The 18,149-nt window shown below is 59.2% G+C and carries 21 protein-coding genes and 1 tRNA gene; 10 read left to right on the forward strand and 12 right to left on the reverse strand.

Translation table 11 applies throughout. The annotated features are described in order from the left end of the window. Positions 1-2 precede the first annotated feature (2 nt). On the reverse strand, positions 3-782 hold the full coding sequence (gene xth / locus AC2FF7_RS12520) for an exodeoxyribonuclease III (RefSeq protein WP_480865730.1): 780 nt from the start codon (positions 780-782) through the stop codon (positions 3-5). A gap of 278 nt (positions 783-1,060) precedes the next feature. Further along, positions 1,061-1,384 (reverse strand): HesB/IscA family protein, encoded by a 324-nt coding sequence (locus tag AC2FF7_RS12525; protein WP_170354454.1) that lies wholly within the window; start codon positions 1,382-1,384, stop codon positions 1,061-1,063. A 76-nt stretch (positions 1,385-1,460) separates the two neighbouring features. On the opposite strand from AC2FF7_RS12525, the gene AC2FF7_RS12530 reads away from it, so the two are divergent. Then, positions 1,461-2,633, forward strand: coding sequence for a deoxyguanosinetriphosphate triphosphohydrolase (locus AC2FF7_RS12530; protein WP_480865729.1), 1,173 nt, complete (start codon positions 1,461-1,463; stop codon positions 2,631-2,633). Here the strand turns inward: AC2FF7_RS12530 and AC2FF7_RS12535 are convergent. After that, positions 2,615-3,166: a putative pterin-binding protein gene (locus tag AC2FF7_RS12535; protein WP_480865728.1), complete on the reverse strand. Its 552-nt coding sequence runs from the start codon at positions 3,164-3,166 to the stop codon at positions 2,615-2,617. The genes AC2FF7_RS12530 and AC2FF7_RS12535 overlap by 19 nt on opposite strands. Before the next feature lie 133 nt (positions 3,167-3,299). Here AC2FF7_RS12535 and argS point away from each other — a divergent pair, with 133 nt between their 5' ends. The 6 genes from argS to AC2FF7_RS12565 all read left to right on the forward strand — a co-directional run bounded on the left by argS (position 3,300) and on the right by AC2FF7_RS12565 (position 8,933). Further along, positions 3,300-5,045, forward strand: coding sequence for an arginine--tRNA ligase (argS, locus tag AC2FF7_RS12540; protein WP_480865727.1), 1,746 nt, complete (start codon positions 3,300-3,302; stop codon positions 5,043-5,045). An 88-nt stretch (positions 5,046-5,133) separates the two neighbouring features. Continuing rightward, the gene (locus AC2FF7_RS12545; protein ID WP_496905702.1) at positions 5,134-6,198 is read left to right on the forward strand and encodes an SPOR domain-containing protein; all 1,065 of its coding nucleotides are present in this window, start codon (positions 5,134-5,136) and stop codon (positions 6,196-6,198) included. Then, positions 6,195-7,202, forward strand: coding sequence for a beta-N-acetylhexosaminidase (gene nagZ, locus AC2FF7_RS12550; RefSeq protein ID WP_480865725.1), 1,008 nt, complete (start codon positions 6,195-6,197; stop codon positions 7,200-7,202). The genes AC2FF7_RS12545 and nagZ overlap by 4 nt, the downstream gene beginning before the upstream one ends. Further along, positions 7,192-7,986, forward strand: a complete 795-nt coding sequence (locus tag AC2FF7_RS12555; protein WP_480865724.1) for a segregation and condensation protein A — start codon at positions 7,192-7,194, stop codon at positions 7,984-7,986. Before nagZ ends, AC2FF7_RS12555 begins: the two co-directional genes overlap by 11 nt. Then, positions 7,979-8,629 (forward strand): SMC-Scp complex subunit ScpB, encoded by a 651-nt coding sequence (gene scpB, locus AC2FF7_RS12560; protein ID WP_170354447.1) that lies wholly within the window; start codon positions 7,979-7,981, stop codon positions 8,627-8,629. Before AC2FF7_RS12555 ends, scpB begins: the two co-directional genes overlap by 8 nt. 64 nt (positions 8,630-8,693) lie before the next feature. Beyond that, positions 8,694-8,933, forward strand: a complete 240-nt coding sequence (locus AC2FF7_RS12565; RefSeq protein ID WP_480865722.1) for a hypothetical protein — start codon at positions 8,694-8,696, stop codon at positions 8,931-8,933. On the opposite strand, the gene AC2FF7_RS12570 is transcribed toward AC2FF7_RS12565, so the two are convergent. The 8 genes from AC2FF7_RS12570 to AC2FF7_RS12605 all read right to left on the reverse strand — a co-directional run bounded on the left by AC2FF7_RS12570 (position 8,930) and on the right by AC2FF7_RS12605 (position 14,308). Further along, a complete protein-coding gene (locus AC2FF7_RS12570; protein ID WP_480865721.1) occupies positions 8,930-10,009 on the reverse strand; it encodes a 2'-deoxycytidine 5'-triphosphate deaminase in 1,080 nt (359 codons plus the stop codon). The two genes, AC2FF7_RS12565 and AC2FF7_RS12570, sit on opposite strands and share 4 nt — an antisense overlap. 61 nt (positions 10,010-10,070) lie before the next feature. After that, a tRNA-Pro gene (locus AC2FF7_RS12575) sits at positions 10,071-10,147 on the reverse strand. Between the two features lie 61 nt (positions 10,148-10,208). Further along, a complete protein-coding gene (locus AC2FF7_RS12580) occupies positions 10,209-10,835 on the reverse strand; it encodes a MerR family transcriptional regulator (protein ID WP_480865720.1) in 627 nt (208 codons plus the stop codon). 18 nt (positions 10,836-10,853) lie between these two features. Then, the gene (gene ihfA / locus AC2FF7_RS12585; RefSeq protein WP_008755922.1) at positions 10,854-11,156 is read right to left on the reverse strand and encodes an integration host factor subunit alpha; all 303 of its coding nucleotides are present in this window, start codon (positions 11,154-11,156) and stop codon (positions 10,854-10,856) included. Positions 11,157-11,252: 96 nt separating this feature from the next. Then, the gene (locus tag AC2FF7_RS12590; RefSeq protein WP_496905703.1) at positions 11,253-12,224 is read right to left on the reverse strand and encodes a beta-ketoacyl-ACP synthase III; all 972 of its coding nucleotides are present in this window, start codon (positions 12,222-12,224) and stop codon (positions 11,253-11,255) included. A gap of 21 nt (positions 12,225-12,245) precedes the next feature. Beyond that, positions 12,246-13,334: a phosphate acyltransferase PlsX gene (plsX, locus tag AC2FF7_RS12595; protein WP_496905704.1), complete on the reverse strand. Its 1,089-nt coding sequence runs from the start codon at positions 13,332-13,334 to the stop codon at positions 12,246-12,248. 24 nt (positions 13,335-13,358) lie between these two features. Further along, positions 13,359-13,565: a 50S ribosomal protein L32 gene (gene rpmF, locus AC2FF7_RS12600; protein WP_037316137.1), complete on the reverse strand. Its 207-nt coding sequence runs from the start codon at positions 13,563-13,565 to the stop codon at positions 13,359-13,361. Positions 13,566-13,771: 206 nt separating this feature from the next. After that, positions 13,772-14,308, reverse strand: a complete 537-nt coding sequence (locus AC2FF7_RS12605; protein WP_496905705.1) for a YceD family protein — start codon at positions 14,306-14,308, stop codon at positions 13,772-13,774. Positions 14,309-14,393: 85 nt separating this feature from the next. Between AC2FF7_RS12605 and AC2FF7_RS12610 the strand changes: the two genes are divergently transcribed. The 3 genes from AC2FF7_RS12610 (at position 14,394) to AC2FF7_RS12620 (ending at position 17,553) form a co-directional block, all read left to right on the forward strand. After that, complete coding sequence (locus AC2FF7_RS12610) at positions 14,394-14,870, forward strand: outer membrane protein assembly factor BamE (protein ID WP_170354440.1); 477 nt, start codon at positions 14,394-14,396, stop codon at positions 14,868-14,870. Positions 14,871-14,968: 98 nt separating this feature from the next. Continuing rightward, complete coding sequence (locus AC2FF7_RS12615) at positions 14,969-15,703, forward strand: GNAT family N-acetyltransferase (protein ID WP_496905706.1); 735 nt, start codon at positions 14,969-14,971, stop codon at positions 15,701-15,703. A gap of 41 nt (positions 15,704-15,744) precedes the next feature. Then, complete coding sequence (locus AC2FF7_RS12620) at positions 15,745-17,553, forward strand: ABC-F family ATP-binding cassette domain-containing protein (RefSeq protein ID WP_496905707.1); 1,809 nt, start codon at positions 15,745-15,747, stop codon at positions 17,551-17,553. Here the strand turns inward: AC2FF7_RS12620 and AC2FF7_RS12625 are convergent. Next, positions 17,550-18,098, reverse strand: coding sequence for a sugar O-acetyltransferase (locus AC2FF7_RS12625; RefSeq protein ID WP_496905708.1), 549 nt, complete (start codon positions 18,096-18,098; stop codon positions 17,550-17,552). The two genes, AC2FF7_RS12620 and AC2FF7_RS12625, sit on opposite strands and share 4 nt — an antisense overlap. Between the last annotated feature and the right edge of the window lie 51 nt (positions 18,099-18,149).

Genomic DNA, 18,149 nt, shown 5'->3' on the forward strand with positions numbered 1-18,149 from the left:
TCTCAGATGTCCAAATCAACCCAGACTGGCACGTGATCCGAGGGTTTTTCGTGCCCACGCACCTCCTTGTCGATTTGACAGTCTCGCATCAGATCTGTGGCCTGAGGGGTTAGTAGAAAATGGTCGATGCGAATGCCGTCATCCTTGTTCCACGCTCCGGCCTGATAGTCCCAGAAGGAATAGTGGCCAGCACCTTGTACTCGGGCACGGAACGCCTCGGTGAACCCTAGGTTCAGGATTTTGCGGAAGGCGGCCCGGCTTTCGGGTCGGAACAAGGCGTCCTCGCGCCATGCATCGGGGCGTTTTGCATCTTCCGCTTGCGGAATGATGTTGTAGTCGCCCGCCATCAACGCAGGCTCTTCGGTTGCCAGCAGGTCACGGGCGCGATCATACAGACGCTCCATCCACGCCAGTTTGTAGTTGTATTTTGGCCCGGGCGCGGGATTTCCGTTCGGTAGATAAAGGCCACAAATCCGGATCGCCTGCTTGCCGACAACAGTCGCTTCGATCCAACGGGCTTGTTCATCCTCGTCGTCACCGGGCAAGCCGCGCGTTACATCCTCCAATGGTAGCTTCGAGAGGATTGCGACACCGTTAAAGCTCTTCTGACCATGCGTTTCGACATTGTATCCGCGTTCTTCGAAGATTTCGCGAGGGAAGTTCTCGTCGACGGACTTAATTTCCTGCAGCAGAGCGATGTCCGGTTGTGCCTCGTCCAGCCACCGGGGCAGGGCCTCGGCCCGCGCTTTGATCCCATTGATGTTGAACGTGGCGATTTTCATGCGCGGCCCTCCAAAGCTGTTGGCAACCTATCGCGCAGAATGAACCCAGCGGCAAGTGGCGGTGAAGGATGCGAGGCTCTGCCTCGCGCTCCGAGATATTTTTGGCCAGATGAAGAAACGGATTGTTAACCAACTTTTGCGATCTATGGGAGGCGGTACAGGCGGAGGCGCCGATGACCGCGCCAGGTGAAGCTCTCCGGCGGTAGGGTCGGAGAGCGGATCCCTCTTCATCTGGCTGAAAATACCTTGGGGGTGTGGGGGCAAAGCCCCCACCTACGTTACATCGAAAACGACGTGCCGCAGCCACAGGACGATGTGGCGTTGGGATTATCGATGACAAACCGCGCACCGATCAGTTCCTGAGTAAAGTCGATGACCGCGTTTTCCAGAAAGGGTAGGGAAACCGAGTCCACGATGACCTTTTGGCCTTTGCCTTCCAACACAAGATCATCGTCTTTTGGCTGATCCAGTGCAATTTCATATTGAAACCCTGAACATCCACCGCCTTCGACCGCGACGCGTAAAGCCTGCCCTTGATCCGCAGCGCCGATTTCGGCAAGACGGTCAAAGGCGCGTTCGGTGACTGTGGGAGGCAGATTCATGCCGGACTCCAAAGGTTTATTTCCTTGTTCCGCTACAATATATGTAACCAAAGGACAGGCGACAAGGACAAGACCTTTGGACAGAGCGGGTTTTGCCTCGGATCCCGGCCGCGCAAGAGGGCGGTTGGTGCCGGAGGACGAAAGCAGTTTCCGGTCATGCTTTCAGCGCGACCGTGACAGGATCATTCATGCCAGCGCGTTTAGGCGGCTCAAACACAAGACACAAGTGTTTGTCGAACATGAAGGGGACAGCTACCGCACCCGTCTGACCCATTCAATCGAAGTGGCGCAAGTTGCGCGGACTATAGCCGGGGCCTTGGGCCTGAACCCCGAACTGACCGAGGCCGTGGCTCTGGCGCATGATTTGGGTCACACGCCTTTTGGTCATACGGGCGAAAACGCATTGCACACGCTGATGCGGCCATATGGCGGGTTTGATCACAACGCTCAGGCCATTCGGATTGTCACCAAGCTGGAACGCCATTATGCCGAATTCGACGGTTGCAACCTGACTTGGGAGTGTCTGGAAGGCATTGCCAAGCACAACGGTCCGGTGGTTGGTGAATTGCCCTGGGCGCTGGCCGAGTGCAACGGCGCGTTTGATCTGGAGCTGCACACTCATGCCAGCGCCGAGGCGCAGGTTGCGGCTCTATCCGACGACATTGCCTATAACAATCACGATTTGCTGGACGGGCTGCGGGCGGATTTGTTCAGTGATGATGAAATTCAAGCCCTGCCGATTGTGGGTGCATGCTATGCCGAGGTTGATCGCGCCTATCCAAATCTTGATCCGTATCGGCGCAGGCATGAAGCTCTGCGGCGCGTCTTTGGGGTCATGGTCTCGGATGTGATCGATACATCTGCCGCGTTGATTGCCGAATCCGGAGCGCAATCGGTGGAAGATATCCGCCATTTGGGCCGCCCGGTGATCCAGTTCTCGGGGCAATTGTGGTCGCAGTTGCAGGACATCCGCGCCTTTCTGTTCACCCGGATGTATCGCGCGCCCTCGGTGATGGAGGTGCGGGCCGAAGTTAGCAAGATCGTCGAAGAGTTGTTCCCGATTTATCTCGGGGACCCCCGTCAAATGCCGGCCCGCTGGCACGCTGATATTGAGGCGGCAGGGAATGAAACCGCACTTGCCCGGATCGTGTCAGACTATATCGCCGGTATGACGGACCGGTTTGCGATACAGGATCATGTACGGTTGACGGGACGACCCGCGCCGGCGGGTCACTCGATCCCGATATAGGCCAGCGCCCAGACCTGTTGGCTGGCTTGAGCGTCGGCTGCGTCTGCATCGTCGGTTGGCGGGAACACGATCATGGTGGGGCCATAGCCTCCGACCCCCATCGGCGCACCGTCGGCATGGGTGGCCAGTATGGGTTTGTACGTCGAAATGCTGTCCCACGGAATTTCCGCCTGATACCCGTCCATTGCCATGGGGCGTGCGGTTTTTCCTTCGGCCCCCGCAAGGATCATGACGTCCGACAGCAGCGGGCCACTGAACGTGTAGTCGCGCTGATGATCGGGCGGGCCGTAGGGGATGGTGATCTGAACCTGAGGCAGGCTGTCCAGAAGGGCGGCGTCAAACCCTGCTGCCCCGTCATGAGTCACTTCGAGAAACCCAAGCAGCCCGCCATCATTCTCGCCCCGCGCGGGCAGGTTGGTTTCGCTGACAGCGCCACCCAATGTCACCAGCACATGTCCTTGCGGTGCGGGCATCTCGGCCAGAACGGGCAGGGCGGTGGACAGAAGCAGGCTGAGGGGTAGGGCGAGGCGCATCAATGGTCTCCGAATTTCGCAGTTCGGGCAGACTGTAGCGGGGATTGCGCCCAAACCAAGGTCAAACTTTAGGCATCCATTGACCTTACCGCGCTGCGTGATAAACCGCCGGGCAAGCAAAAGGACATTCGAAATGAACCTGTTTTCCGAGATCCGCGCCCTTGTACTGGACGCGCTGGCGCAGATGCAGTCCGAAGGTGCTCTGCCCGAGGGGCTGAGCTTTGACAACGTGGCGGTTGAGCCTCCGCGCGACGCGGCACATGGCGATATGGCGACCAACGCGGCGATGGTATTGGCAAAACCAGCCAAGATGAAGCCGCGCGACATTGCCGATGTGCTGGCTGGTAAGCTGGCCGCTGATGAACGGATCACCAGCGCCGAGGTGGCAGGGCCGGGGTTTTTGAACCTGCGGCTGGCGCCGTCGGTCTGGCAGGGTGTGCTGACCGCCGTGCTGGAACATGGCACCGATTATGGCTGCTCGACCATGGGGCACGGGCAGAAGGTGAACGTCGAATATGTCTCGGCCAACCCCACAGGCCCGCTGCATGTTGGGCATACTCGGGGCGCGGTCTTCGGGGACGCATTGGCAAGCCTGCTGGCCTATTCCGGCCATGATGTGACGCGTGAGTATTACATCAACGACGGCGGCGCGCAGGTGGATGTACTGGCGCGTTCGGCCTATGAGCGGTATCGCGAGGCCAATGGCCTCAGCCCCGAGATTGCCGAAGGCCTTTATCCCGGTGACTATCTGATCCCGATCGGTGAGGCTCTGAAAGAGAAATACGGCGACAGCCTGATCGACAAGCCTGAAAGCGAATGGCTGGAAGACCTGCGCAACTTTGCTACCGACGCGATGATGGACCTGATCCGCGCCGATCTTAAGGCGCTGGGCGTCGAGATGGATGTGTTCTTTTCTGAGAAGTCCCTCTACGGTACAGGCCGGATCGAGGCTGCGCTGCAGTCGCTGACCGAGAAGGGTCTGATCTATGAAGGTGTGCTGGAGCCGCCCAAGGGTAAAAAGCCCGAGGATTGGGAGCCGCGCGAGCAGACCCTGTTCAAATCGACCGAACATGGCGATGACGTGGACCGTCCGGTCAAGAAATCAGACGGCGCGTGGACCTATTTCGCGCCCGATATCGCCTATCACTATGACAAAGTCAGCCGTGGCTTTGACGCGCTGATCGACGTGTTTGGTGCCGACCACGGCGGCTATGTCAAACGGATGAAGGCGGCTGTGTCGGCTCTGTCTGACGGTAAGGTGCCGCTGGATATCAAGCTGACCCAGTTGGTAAAGCTGTGGAAGAATGGCGAGCCGTTCAAGATGTCCAAACGGGCAGGGAACTTTGTCACTCTGCGCGATGTGGTAGATCAGGTGGGGCCGGATGTGACCCGCTTTGTGATGCTAACCCGCAAGAATGACGCGCCGCTGGATTTCGATTTTGACAAGGTGCTGGAGCAGAGCCGCGAGAACCCCGTGTTCTACGTGCAATACGCCCATGCCCGCGTCATGAGCGTGCTGCGCCGCGCGGCTGAGGCCGGGATTGCCGCAGATGATGCGACCCTCAAAGGGGCCGATCTGAGTAAGAACGATCACGCATCCGAGCTGACAGTCGCCAAAAAGCTGGCTGAATGGCCGCGACTGGTGGAAATCGCCGCCCGCACGAACGAGCCGCACCGCGTTGCGTTCTACCTCTATGAACTGGCCGGCGACTTCCATGCGCTGTGGAACAAGGGCAACGACGAAACCCAGCTGCGGTTCATCCAGGATGGCGATGTTGCCACAAGCCAGTCAAAAATCGCATTGGCTCGTGCCGTTTCTGTTGTGATTTCAGCGGGCTTGGGTATTCTTGGCGTTACCCCGGCGCAGGAGATGCGGTAACAAACACCGCCCGACGCGCCGGTACGAGGTAGGCAAGAAATGACCCGCGCGCCTTATTTCCCGGCGCGAAACGGGCGGTGAGGCGGACATGGCGAACTACGATTACTCGGGGCAAATGCGTCCCGAGCAAATGCATTACACGAATCAACCGCATCCTCAGGGTGGGTACGACTATTCCGATGAGATGCACGGATACGAAGATGCGCCCCGTGCCGCCGGTTTAGGTCGTATCGTGAATGCGCTGGGCGCGGTTGCATCCCTGGCCTTGGTCGCGGGGATCGGTGTCTGGGGCTACAAGCTTGTGATGCGTGATGTCAGTGGCGTTCCGGTGGTACGTGCTGTCGAAGGCCCGATGCGTATTCAGCCAGAAAACCCCGGTGGAACCCCCGCTGATCATCAGGGCCTTGCAGTAAATACTGTCGCTGCGGTCGGGACGGCTGCGCCTCCGGCAGATCGTCTGATCCTTGCTCCGCGCCCGGTTTCGCTGACGGATGAGGACACGCCGGTTGAACCGCTGCGTGCAACCCCTGCGGTGCATGTGGTTGAAGAGGAAATCTCGAACCAGGAGGCGGCTCAACTGCGTCAAGGCGCGGTTGATGCGTTGGTTGCCGAATTGGCGGGTGAGGCCGACACGCCTGACACCGTAACAGACGAAGGTGTTCAGCTGGCCTCGTTGACTCCGTTGGATGATGAGCCCGCGATTGATCCTGCCGATCTGGCCGCGCAACTGCCTGACCCTGCGATTGCAGCCCTGCCAGGCGTCCGGCGCTCATTGCGTCCGACCACGCGGCCCGCACGAACGACTGCCAGTGGCATTACCGCATCCAGCAAGACCGAAGATGCCATCAACGCGGCAGTCAAGGCGGCCGTGGGGCTGGATGTCGATCCGAACGCGCTGTCCAAAGGTACCCGCATGGCCCAATTGGGCGCGTATGAAAGCCCTGATGTCGCACGGGCCGAATGGAATCGTCTGAATGGGCGTTTCGGTGAGTATATGTATGGAAAACAACGTGTTATCCAAAAAACCTCAAGCGGTGGCCGGACGTTCTATCGCCTGCGGGTTCTGGGCTTTGATGACCTGAGCGATTCACGCCGGTTCTGTGCCGCGCTGCAAGGGCAAGGCGCTGACTGTATCCCGGTGGCCGCTCGGTGACATTCTGCGCCGCAATTACCGATGCCGAGGGGCTGCGCCTGACGCCTCAGGAAAAGAAACTGTTTCGAGAAATGAACCCGTTTGGGTTCATTCTGTTTGCCCGCAATATCGAGACCGAGGATCAAGTCCGCGCTCTGTGTGATGAGTTCCGCGAGGCGGTAGGTCGCAATTGCCCAATTACCATTGATCAGGAAGGCGGGCGCGTGCAGCGCCTGCGCGCGCCCATAGCGCGCGAGTGGCTGCCGCCGCTGGATCACGCCGAACGCGCCGGGGATCGCGCCGAACGCGCGATGTATCTGCGCTATCGGCTGATCGCGCGGGAATTGTTCGAGCTGGGCATCGACAGTAACTGTGCCCCCATGGTGGATCTGGCGCGCGCAGATACGCACGTTTTTCTAAAGAAGCGCTGCTATGGGTCTGACCCTAAACAGGTTTCCAAGATTGGGCGCGCCGTCGCGAAGGGACATCTTGAGGGCGGTGTTCTTCCCGTTATCAAGCATATGCCCGGCCACGGGTTGTCAACGCTGGACAGCCACCATGACCTGCCGCATGTGGACCTGACACAAGAAGCGCTGGAAGGGGCTGATTTCGCACCGTTTCGCGCTTTGAACGATCTTCCCATGGGGATGACCGCGCATCTGGTCTATGACCGGATCGACCCGCAACCGGCGACGATTTCACCTACGATGATAGGCCTGATCCGAGATAAGATCGGGTTCGATGGGCTGATTATGACCGACGATATCTCGATGAAAGCCCTGAGCGGTGCGCCCGAAGAGATAGCCCAGCATGCGTTGGTTGCGGGCTGCGACGTGGTCTTGCATTGCAACGGCTCGTATGAGGCCCGCGCTAAAGTGCTGGAGGCTGCTGGAGAGATGACCCCGCAAGCGCAAAAACGCGCCGAAAAGGCACTGTCGATGCGGCAAAAGCCCGTGGAACTTGACATCGAAGCCGCCGAGGCGGAACTATCTGCCCTAATGGGCGGGCAGGTATATGAACGATAACCTTTTCAGCGAAGACCCGGTCTCGGTCGCGGATCGGCTTGCCGCCGAGGCGTTGATTGTTGACGTTGACGGGTTCGAAGGCCCGCTGGACGTGCTGTTGACCCTGTCGCGGACGCAAAAGGTTGACCTTCGGAAAATCTCGGTTCTGGCGCTGGCGCAGCAATATCTGACCTTCGTGGAAAAGGCCCGTGCGCTGCGGATCGAACTGGCGGCTGATTATCTGGTGATGGCCGCGTGGCTCGCCTTTCTAAAATCCCGCCTGCTGCTTCCGCCCGATCCCGATGACGAAGGACCGTCGGGCGAGGAATTGGCCGCGCACCTGGCCTTCCAACTGGAACGTCTGCAGGCCATGCGCGATGCTGCTGCCCGTCTGATGGCGCGCGACCAGCTGGGGCGCGATTTCTTCAAACGCGGGCAGGGCGAGGATATCACCCGCATCCGTACAGTGACCTATTCGGCCACGCTGCTTGACCTGATGCAGGGCTATGCCCGTATTCGTACCCGCGACGAATTCCGACCCTTTGTCATGGACCGCGATGCCGTCTTTACCATGGAACAGGCGCTGGAACGGATGCGCCCTCTGATCGGGTTTGCGGGCGCGTGGACGGATATGGAAACCTATCTGCCCGATGGCTGGGACGCCGATCCGGTGCGGCGGCGCTCGGCCACGGCGGCGACATTCGCGGCCTCGTTGGAGCTGGTGAAAGAGGGACATATGGAAATCAAACAGAGCGAGACGTTTGCTCCGATCCATCTGCGCAAGAGGGCCGAAACACGTGACTGAAACCTCTGAGGAAACCGGCACACTGTTCGAAGCACCCCCCTTGGCCGAACAGGAGCGCATGGTCGAAGCCGTGCTGTTCGCCAGCGCCGAACCGGTGACGATTGGCGATCTTGAGGCCCGGATGCCTCATGGCAGCGATGCAGCGCAAGCGGTTGATCTGTTGCGCAAACGATACGAAGGCCGCGGCGTGCGCGTGGTGCGCGTGGGCGAAGCCTGGGCCATCCGGACCGCCCCCGATCTGGGTTTTCTGATGCAGAAGGAAACGGTTGAGACCCGCAAACTCAGCCGTGCCGCGATCGAAACGCTGGCCATCGTGGCCTATCACCAGCCCTGCACGCGGGCCGAGATCGAGGAAATCCGTGGCGTGTCCGTCTCGCGTGGGACTATCGACCAGTTGCTGGAAATGGAGTGGATCAGGCTGGGCCGCCGACGGATGACTCCAGGCCGCCCGGTGACCTTCGTGGTAACGCCGCAGTTTCTGGATCATTTCGGGCTGGAAAACGCGCGCGACCTTCCGGGGCTGCAAGAATTGCGCGCCGCCGGGCTGCTGGAAAACCGGCCGCCTCCGGGAACGATCCCAATGGGCGAAGGGCGCGAGGATGAAGATGACGACGAGCAGACCGAACTGTTCGAGGAAGAGTGATCGCGCGGCCCTTTTGTTGACGCAAGAATCACCTATGTTGAGGCGCAGGAAACGGAGTTAAGCAATGAATGCCAATCGAATTATCGATATGATTGTGCGTCAAGTCATGCGTCGGCTTGTGACAAAAGGCGTCGATAAAGGGTTCGACTTGGCGGGCCGAGTTGGAAAGCCGCAGCAAGGACGGCCTTCTGCCAATGATCCTCAAGCTGCCCAGCATATGAAACAGAACGGCGACCGTCAGGCGCAAAACATGAAACAGATGCAGCGGATGACCCGTCAGATGCGGCGGTTCATGAAGTTTTAAGAAACAGCTTTAAAGTGCTTGGACAGTTTCAAGCCCTGTCCCTGATAGTTTGACGCGATGCCCGCCCCATAGAGCTGTGTGGGCATTTCAGCCATTTTCTCGTAGACGAGCCGTCCTACGACCTGCCCATGCTCTAGCACGAATGGGGCCTCATGGCAGCGCACCTCCAATACGCCGCGCGACCCTGCACCCCCAGCTGCAGCATGACCAAAACCAGGGTCGAAGAAGCCGGCATAGTGCACCCGGAATTCACCAACCATAGCGAGATAAGGGGCCATTTCGGCGGCATACATTGGTGGGATATGAACAGCCTCGCGGCTGACCAGGATATAGAAAGCGCCGGGATCAAGGATGATACGCCCCTCGGTGGTGCGCACTTCTTCCCAATATTCCTGCGGGTCGTATTCACCAATCCGGTCCAGATCGATCACGCCCGTATGGGGCTTGGCACGGTAGCCCACCAGATCAGTGTCAGGCAGGCGCAGGTCAACTGAAAAGCCAAGCCCATCCTGAATGACCGCAGGTCCATCGACCAGCGGGGACTTATTGTGCAGCGCGCTCAGTTCTGCGTCGCTCAACACGGCTTGTGCCTGACGGAATCTTATTTGGTTCAAACGCATGCCAGGTCGCACTAGAACCGAGAAGGAGCGGGGGCAAATTTCGGCATAGAGCGGGCCGCGGTAGCCAGCGGGCACACGGTCAAATTCGGCCCCTCCATCTGTGATTGTACGTGTCAGCAGATCCAGGCGCCCGGTCGAGCTCTTGGCGTTGGCCACAGCGGTCACGCTGTCAGGCAGGGCCAGCGATTCCATCAGCGGCACCAGATAGACACATCCCTTTTCCAGAACAGCGCCGTCGGTGATGTCGATGCGGTGCATCTCAAACTCGGTCAGACGGTCGGCGACGGATCGCCCTTCGCCGGCCAGGAACGAGGCACGCACGCGGTAAGCGACTGTTCCAAGACGCAAATCCAGACTGGCCGGTTGTACCTGCGCGTCGATAACCGCCGGGTTTGCAGTGATCTCACCGCGTGCGATCATGCCTTCGATTTGCTGGTTTGGGCATACACCTGTCATCTCGATCCCCCCTGATGCCAGAGCGGGATCTGGCCTGTCTGCCATAAACGTCGGTGTGATTTGGTCGGGCTAGCAGGACTCGAACCTGCGACCTTCCGTCCCCCAGACGGACGCGCTACCAGGCTGCGCCATAGCCCGACGTTGAGGTGTTCATAAAGACTTTCCCGGCGGGGGCAAGAGGAAATCATCGCCTTTTTTCTTATCCCGCGGATCGGTTTTCAATTCTGTTCAGAACAGCGCGCAATTCCTTTGCGACGGGTGCAATCCGGCGCAAAAGATCGTCGTCGAAATCGGTTCTTGCCCAGGCACGGGCTGCAATTCCGGAAATCGCCGGAGACCGTTCGACATGGACAGGTGCAACCGCTTCACGCGGCATAGATGTGTCTTGTGGCGTGGCCGGAGTGGGTTTTGCAGCAGGGCTTTCCTTAGGCGCACCGGGGGTCGTGCTGCTATCTCCCAAGTCCAGAGTGATCTGCTGGCTGGGCTCAGGTTTTGCAGTAAATGGAACCACGACCGCGTCGTTTGCCTTGGTTTCGGGTTCGGCCGTTTCATCAAGCCCCTGCGACAGCGAAGCCACATAAGCCACGCCTTGCTCACGTAGAATGCGCTGCACGCCTTTGATGGTGATCCCATCTTCGTGCAGCAGCTTTTTGATACCTCCAAGCAGGCGCATGTCATTGGGTCGATAATACCGCCTGCCACCCGCGCGTTTGACCGGTTTCACCTGTGTGAAACGGCTTTCCCAAAATCGCAGAACATGGGCCTGAACACCCAGCCAGTCCGCAACTTCACTGATCGTGCGAAAGGCGTCGGGTGACTTGCTCATGGTGTCGCTGTCCTGATGTTACTTGCGGTTCCCAGCTGCGACGCGATCCTTCATCAGGTGCGACGGGCGAAAAGTCAGCACGCGACGCGGCTGAATAGGAACCTCTTCCCCGGTTTTGGGGTTGCGGCCGATGCGGGCAGTTTTGTCCCGAACGCTGAAAGTCCCGAAGGATGAAATCTTGACCTGTTCGCCGCGCACAAGCGCGTCGGACATATGGTTCAGAACGCTTTCGACCAGTTGCGCGCTTTCATTGCGTGAGAGGCCCACCTCACGAAAGACGGCCTCGCTCAGATCCATTCGGGTCAGTGTTTTGTCGCCCATGCCAATTCCCCTGTTGATGGTAAAGCATAGGGTCAGGGCAAATTCACTGTCAATATCAATGAATTGCACGGCTGTGTGTAAGCCGTTTTGCGCCTGTTACCACCGCAGGAGGACAGAACCCCACGCCAATCCACCCCCGATTGCCTCTGTCACTAGCAAATCGCCGGGTTTGAACTGCCCGCGTTGCTTGGCGACGGACATAGCCAAGGGAATCGATGCAGCAGACGTATTGCCGTGGTCCTGAAGCGTCACGACAACGTGATCCATGGGCACGCCTAGCTTCTTGGCGGTGCCCTGAATGATACGAATATTCGCCTGATGGGGAACGATCCAGTCCACATCCTCATGTCCAAGGCCAACTTTTTCCAAGCAAGTTTCGGCAGTGGCGGTCAGACGTTCCACCGCTTGGCGGAAGAGTTGGTTGCCCTTCATACGAAGAAAACCAGTGGTCTGGGTCGAGACGCCTCCGTCTACGTAAAGCAGGTCTTTGTAGCGGCCGTCGGAATTCAGGTCAGTAGCAAGGATACCGCGATCCTCGGCTGTACCAACCCCTTCCTGGCGTTCAAGAATCAAGGCACCAGCGCCATCACCGAACAACACACAGGTGGAACGGTCCGTCCAATCCATGATTCGGGAAAAAGTCTCGGCCCCGATCACCAGAACCCGCTTGGCCTGATCCGACAAGATCAGAGCGTTGGCATTGGTCAGAGCGTAGACGAATCCCGCACAAACGGCCTGGACGTCAAAGGCAAAACCTTTGGTCATACCCAACCGTGATTGCACCATGGTGGCTGCTGAGGGAAAGGTCAGGTCCGCCGTCGAAGTTGCCAGCACGATGGCGTCGACGTCATCCGCTGTCAGTCCGGCATCCGCAAGTGCGGCTTCGGCTGCCTTGGTCGCCATGTCCGAGGTGGTTTCACCTTCGGCTGCGAAATGGCGGCGTTCGATACCCGAGCGGGTTTTGATCCACTCATCAGATGTATCAAGCGACTTTTCAAACTCGGAATTCGGAACGATGCGCTCTGGCAAATAATGTCCGACACCTACAACAACTGAACGGCCTGCCATGTTGGGGTACTGCCTTTTTTGTTATTCGCCCGCCTTGGACGGTGCGTGGGCGGCATCTTGTGCAAGCTCGACCGTCGATGCAACCCGTGCCGCCAATTTTTCAGAGAACCCGGATTGCGCCAGGGTAAAGGCCAGTTTCACGGCGGCTGAAACTCCGGTGGCATCTGCACCGCCATGAGATTTCACGACCGTGCCGTTGAGACCCAGGAAAACCCCGCCATTCACACGGCGCGGGTCGATACGTTTCTTCAACCGGTTCAGCGAGGTGATGGCCAGAACCGACGCCAGCCGGGACAAGGGCGAGTACTTGAATGCCTGACGCAGAAGGTCCCCGATCAAGCTGGCCGTGCCTTCGCCGGTCTTGATTGCGACATTGCCGGTAAACCCGTCGGTTACAATGACATCCGCCTTGTCACCGGGGATGTCGCTCCCTTCAACAAAGCCCACGAAATCAAAGCTGGCCTGTTCCGCAAATTCCGAGATCATGGCGTGCGCTTCTTTCAATTCAGCGCGGCCCTTGTGTTCTTCGGTGCCCACATTCAGCAGGCCGATCCGGGGACGCTCTAGCGCCATGCCGTTGCGCGCGTATGAGGCGCCCATCAACGCGTATTGCAACAGATCCTTCGCGTCGGCGCGCACATCGGCGCCCACATCCAGCATCACGTTGAACCCCTGCGGGTTGCGCGAAGGCCACAGAATCGCGATAGCCGGGCGGTTCACACCCGGCAGTTTGCGCAGCCGTATCATCGACAGCGCCATCAGCGCGCCGGTGTTGCCGCAGGACACTGCACCATGCGCTTCGCCCTGACGCACTGATTCCAGCGTCGACCACATCGAGGTTTGCTTGCCGTTGCGCACAACCTGACTGGGCTTGTCCTCCATGGTGACCACGTCGGTGCAATCACGAAAAACGACGCGCCCGTTCAGGACACGCCGTTTGGCAACAAGCTTGCGAAGCGGGGCTTCAGGCCCGTGCAGGATGAACGCAATATCGGGGTTCTTATCCGCCGAATTGGCAATGCCCGCTACAACAGCGGCGGGTCCCGAATCTCCGCCCATAGCGTCAACCGAGATGGTGATCCGTCCGGCTTGCGAGGGCTGATCCGTCATGCCTTGGCCTGCGCGTTAAAAGGCTTAGGCCGCGTCTTCGTCCAGGTCGATTTCGTCGGCCTGCGCGACGACTTCGCGGTCATCATAGTGGCCGCAGGACGCACATACGTGGTGCGGGCGCTTCAGTTCGCCGCAGTTTGCGCATTCGTTCGGGTTTGCAGCAACCAGAGCGTCGTGTGCGCGACGGTTGTTGCGACGCGACTTGGAAACTTTGTTCTGTTGGACGGCCATGGTCTCAACCTTTGTCTACTGAGGGTCCGCAGATTCGCTGCCGACCGGGTTTCATTCTTCGTTTTTTACGTGGTTTGACGCGCGTTTAGGGGACGAGCCCCGCAATGTCCAACCCAAATTCCGATGAGCGCGCGAAAATACTGCGATTCTCGACATGTTCAAGCGATTTTTCTGAGGGCGTGCTATGACAGGAAATCTGTCCCGTGTCACTCGTCTTTTTTCAGTGCATCGCGCAGACTGGCAAGCCCGGCAAAGGGTTTGGCATCTTCATCTGTCATCGCCTGTTTGCCCGGCTCCGTATAGTCGGCCTGTTCCAGTTCCGCACCGTCCTTGCGGGGATATTGGGGCAGGGCAAGCGACAGGGCCTCGGTCATTACCAGGCCCGGGTCGATCTCGGGACCCAATGGTTCCGACTCGTCGCCTTCGGGGATTTCGAACTCTTCCTCGTCGGGGTCGGTCCAGTCGGCCAGATAGACCCGCGTGACGGGTATATCGATCCGGGTCGTAACGGGTTCGAGCGTGACCACACAGGGTTGAATCACTGTCGCTCCCAGCTTGCCCGCCAGCACCCAGTCGCGTTCACCCTGAGCCCGGACATCGCCAACAAAGCTCAGCTTGCGCAGGCCCAGCAGGCCCAGATCTTCTCGGATAACCGCAAGCTCTTTGGCGTCAGGGCGCAGGTCAAACGGGGTTGATGTGTTTTGGGGCAGGTCGGCCACCCGCAGAGATGTCTGGTTGCTCATTCGTGACCCTTTCCTGTGTTGAACCGGGGCTGCGGTTTGATGTAAGCGGATAGGGTCCGCAAGGGGCCAAGGCAAGAGGGTGCGCATGTTAAAGGTTGTGAACAGGTTGAAACCGGCGTCCAGAACGCTTGTCTTTACGGCCTGTCTGGCGGTGGCTAGCGCTTGTACACCGATTTTCGAGAATCACGGCTATATCCCTCCGGCAGAGGAACTGGCCGAGATAAAGGTCGGCGTCGATACCCGCGACAGCGTGATCGAGGCGGTTGGCGCTCCCAGCTCCTCTGGTGTAGTGCGGGATTCGGGTTTCTACTATGTGCGCTCGAAGGTGCGCCACTACGGCCCCAAGCGACCCGAGGTGGTCGAGCGTCAGTTGGTTGCGATCAGCTTTGACCAGCGGGGCGTGGTCCGAAATATCGAGCGCTTTGGTCTGGAAGACGGTATTATCGTGCAGCTTGACCGGCGTGTCACCGAGTCGAGCATCGAAGGCACGGGCTTTTTGCGTCAGCTTTTGGGTAATATCGGCAACTTCAATCCGGCAAACATTCCAGGCGCGACCAACTAATTCGTGGTTCTGTCTTGCCGTCGTCATGGGACGGTCACACATAGTGTGATACCCACGCGACAAGTTGAAACGGGTCGGCAACCGCGGAGGATGCGACCATGGCTCTATTGCTTGGCAAAGGCCGATATCGCGCGCGTCTGGCGCAAGACGAACAGGATCTGAGGGCGGCTCAGCGGTTACGCACCCTGGCCTTTGCGACGGATCAAACCGACAGTGACGCGTTTGATCCGATCTGTACCCATGTCCTGGTCGAGGATAACAGATCAGACGGGCGCCTGGTGTGCTGCTTTCGCATGTTCACGATGGAAAATGGGGCCGAGGTCGGTCGCAGCTATTCCGCTCAGTTTTACGATTTGTCCGCACTTGAGGATTTTCAGGGGCGGATGATCGAAATGGGGCGGTTCTGCATCCATCCCGATTGGACTGATCCCGATATCCTACGCATGGCCTGGGGGGCGATGACGGCCTATGTGGATCAGAACAACATCGAAATGCTATTTGGCTGTTCATCTTTTGCTGGCACCGAGACAGACAAGTATCTGGACGCGTTCGCAATGCTCAAACACCGCCATCTGGCGCCGAAACGCTGGCTGCCACGGGTCAAGGCGCCCGACGTGTTCCGCTTTGCCGCGCGTCTGCAGAGGCGGCCTGATGCGAAAAAGGCGATGCTGCGGATGCCGCCCTTGCTACGCACCTATCTGATGATGGGCGGCTGGGTCAGTGATCATGCGGTGGTGGACCGGCACATGAACACGCTGCACGTGTTCACCGGGCTTGAAATCGGGGCGATTCCGCCGGAGCGCAAACGGTTGCTGCGCACAGTGGCCGGGTAATCATCGTTGACGCCTGTGCCGTGCCGGTTTAGCTGGCGGGCATGGCGAGAATTCCTTTGTTGCAGATGTCCGGCATTTCCCTGACCTTCGGGGGCGATCCGGTGTTTTCCGAGCTTGATCTGGTGGTTCAACCCGGCGACCGTGTGGCGTTGGTGGGGCGCAACGGGTCCGGCAAATCGACCCTTATGAAAGTGATGGCCGGTCTGGTCGAACCGGATCAGGGCGACATCGTTGTGCCTCCGGGCAAGTCGGTCGGTTATATGGAGCAAGACCCGGGCATGGAGGGCTTTGCCACGCTGGGCGACTATGCCTCCAGCGGGCTAGAGCCGGGCGAACTGTATAAAGTCGAGCGCGCAGGCGAGGGGTTGAAGTTTGATCCAGCGCGCCCGGTTGAAACCGCCTCAGGCGGGGAGCGCCGCCGCGCGGCGTTGGCCAAGTTGATGGCCGAAGCGCCCGACCTGATGCTGCTGGACGAACCGACCAACCATCTGGATATCGAGGCGATTGCCTGGCTTGAACGCGAATTGGGCGCGACCCGTGCGGCTTATGTGCTGATCTCGCACGACCGCGCCTTTTTGCGTGCTTTGACCCGTGCGACTCTGTGGATCGACCGAGGCGCGGTGCGGCGGCAGGAACAGGGGTTCGACGCGTTCGAGGCATGGCGCGACAAGATCTGGGAAGAAGAGGATCAACAGCGCCACAAGCTGAACCGCCTGATCAAGTCCGAGGCGAAATGGGCCGTCGAAGGCATCAGCGCCCGCCGCAAACGCAATCAGGGCCGGGTGCGTGCCTTGCAAGCGTTGCGGGCCGAAAAATCGGCGCAGATCAAACGTCAGGGCTCGGCCGCGATGACGCTTGAGGCGGGGCCGAAATCCGGGCGAAAAGTAATCGAAGCCAAAGGCTTGGCCAAGGCATTTGATGCAAAACCCATCGTGCGGAACTTTGACCTTTTGGTGCAGCGCGGTGATCGTGTGGCCTTTGTTGGCCCCAACGGCGTGGGCAAGACGACGCTACTGAAAATGCTGCTGGGTCAGGAAACCCCGGATGAGGGCTCGATCACGCTGGGCACCAATCTTGAGGTCGCGGTCTTCGACCAGACCCGTGCCCAATTGGACCCCGAGATGACCCTGTGGGACAGCCTGACCGGGGATCCCGAAATGCGGGTTTCGGGCAAGGCCGATCAAGTCATGGTGGGCGGACAGCCCAAACATGTGGTGGGTTACCTCAAGGAATTCCTGTTCGACGAACGGCAGGCACGGGCGGCGGTTAAGTCCCTTTCGGGGGGCGAGAAAGCGCGGCTTTTGCTGGCCAAGCTGATGGCCAAAACCTCGAACCTGCTGGTGTTGGACGAACCGACCAACGATCTGGACGTGGAAACGCTGGACCTGCTGCAAGAGCTGCTGGACGACTATGACGGCACCGTTTTGCTGGTCAGCCACGACCGCGATTTTCTGGACCGTGTCGCTACGACGACCATCGCCATGGAAGGCAATGGCCGCGCCACGGTCTATGCGGGCGGTTGGTCGGATTACATCGCGCAGCGCGGCGATCTCCTGCCTAAGAGGGAAGAGAAATCAAAGCCTTACAAGCCGAAGATCAAGCAGGAGGCACAGCCGAAATCGGGGCTTTCCTTCTCGGAAAAACACCGCCTTGAAAAGCTGCCTGCCGAAATGGAACGGCTTGAGGCCGAGATCGGCAAGCTTGAGGAACTCATGTCCGACCCCGAGCTGTTCACCCGCGAACCGGTGAAATTCCAGAAAGCAACCGAGGCTTTGGTCGAGCGGCAGGAAAAACTCGCCGCTGCCGAAGAGGAATGGCTGATGCTGGAAGAAAAGGCCGAGAGCGCTTAGGCTGGCAGAGCGCGGGCTGGGTTTCCAACCACGGTCTGCCCGGCGGCGACATCCTTTGTGACCACGCTGCCCGCGCCGATGGTGGCATTGTCGCCGATGGTGATACCAGGCAACAGGATTGCTCCGCCTCCGATCCAGACGTGTTTGCCGATTGTGACAGGCAAACCAACCTCCAGACCCTGCGCGCGGTCTGCCGGATCTTTGGCATGTTGGGCGCAATAAATCTGTACATGGGGCCCGAACATCGTATCGTCGCCGATCCGGACCGGGGACGTATCCAGAACGACGCAACCGGCGTTGAAATAAACTCTGTCACCCAGATGAATGTTCATCCCATAGGCACAGTGAAACGGTGCTTCTAGCAAACAGTCCGCGCCCACATGACCCAAGAGGGTGCGGAGTTCCGGCCCCATGTCGGTGCGCCGGTCCGGTGAGCTGGTGTTGTGCGCATGAACGGCGCGTCTGGCTTGATCGCGCAAGGCGTTCAGTTCCGGGTCCAGACAACAATACCACTGCCCGGCCTCCATTTTCTCGCGTTCGGTCATGAGGCAGGCTTACCGCATCCTGAGCGCACCGTCGATGCGGATGACCTCTCC

It is taken from the genome of Ruegeria sp. YTSC325 (assembly GCF_059609525.1).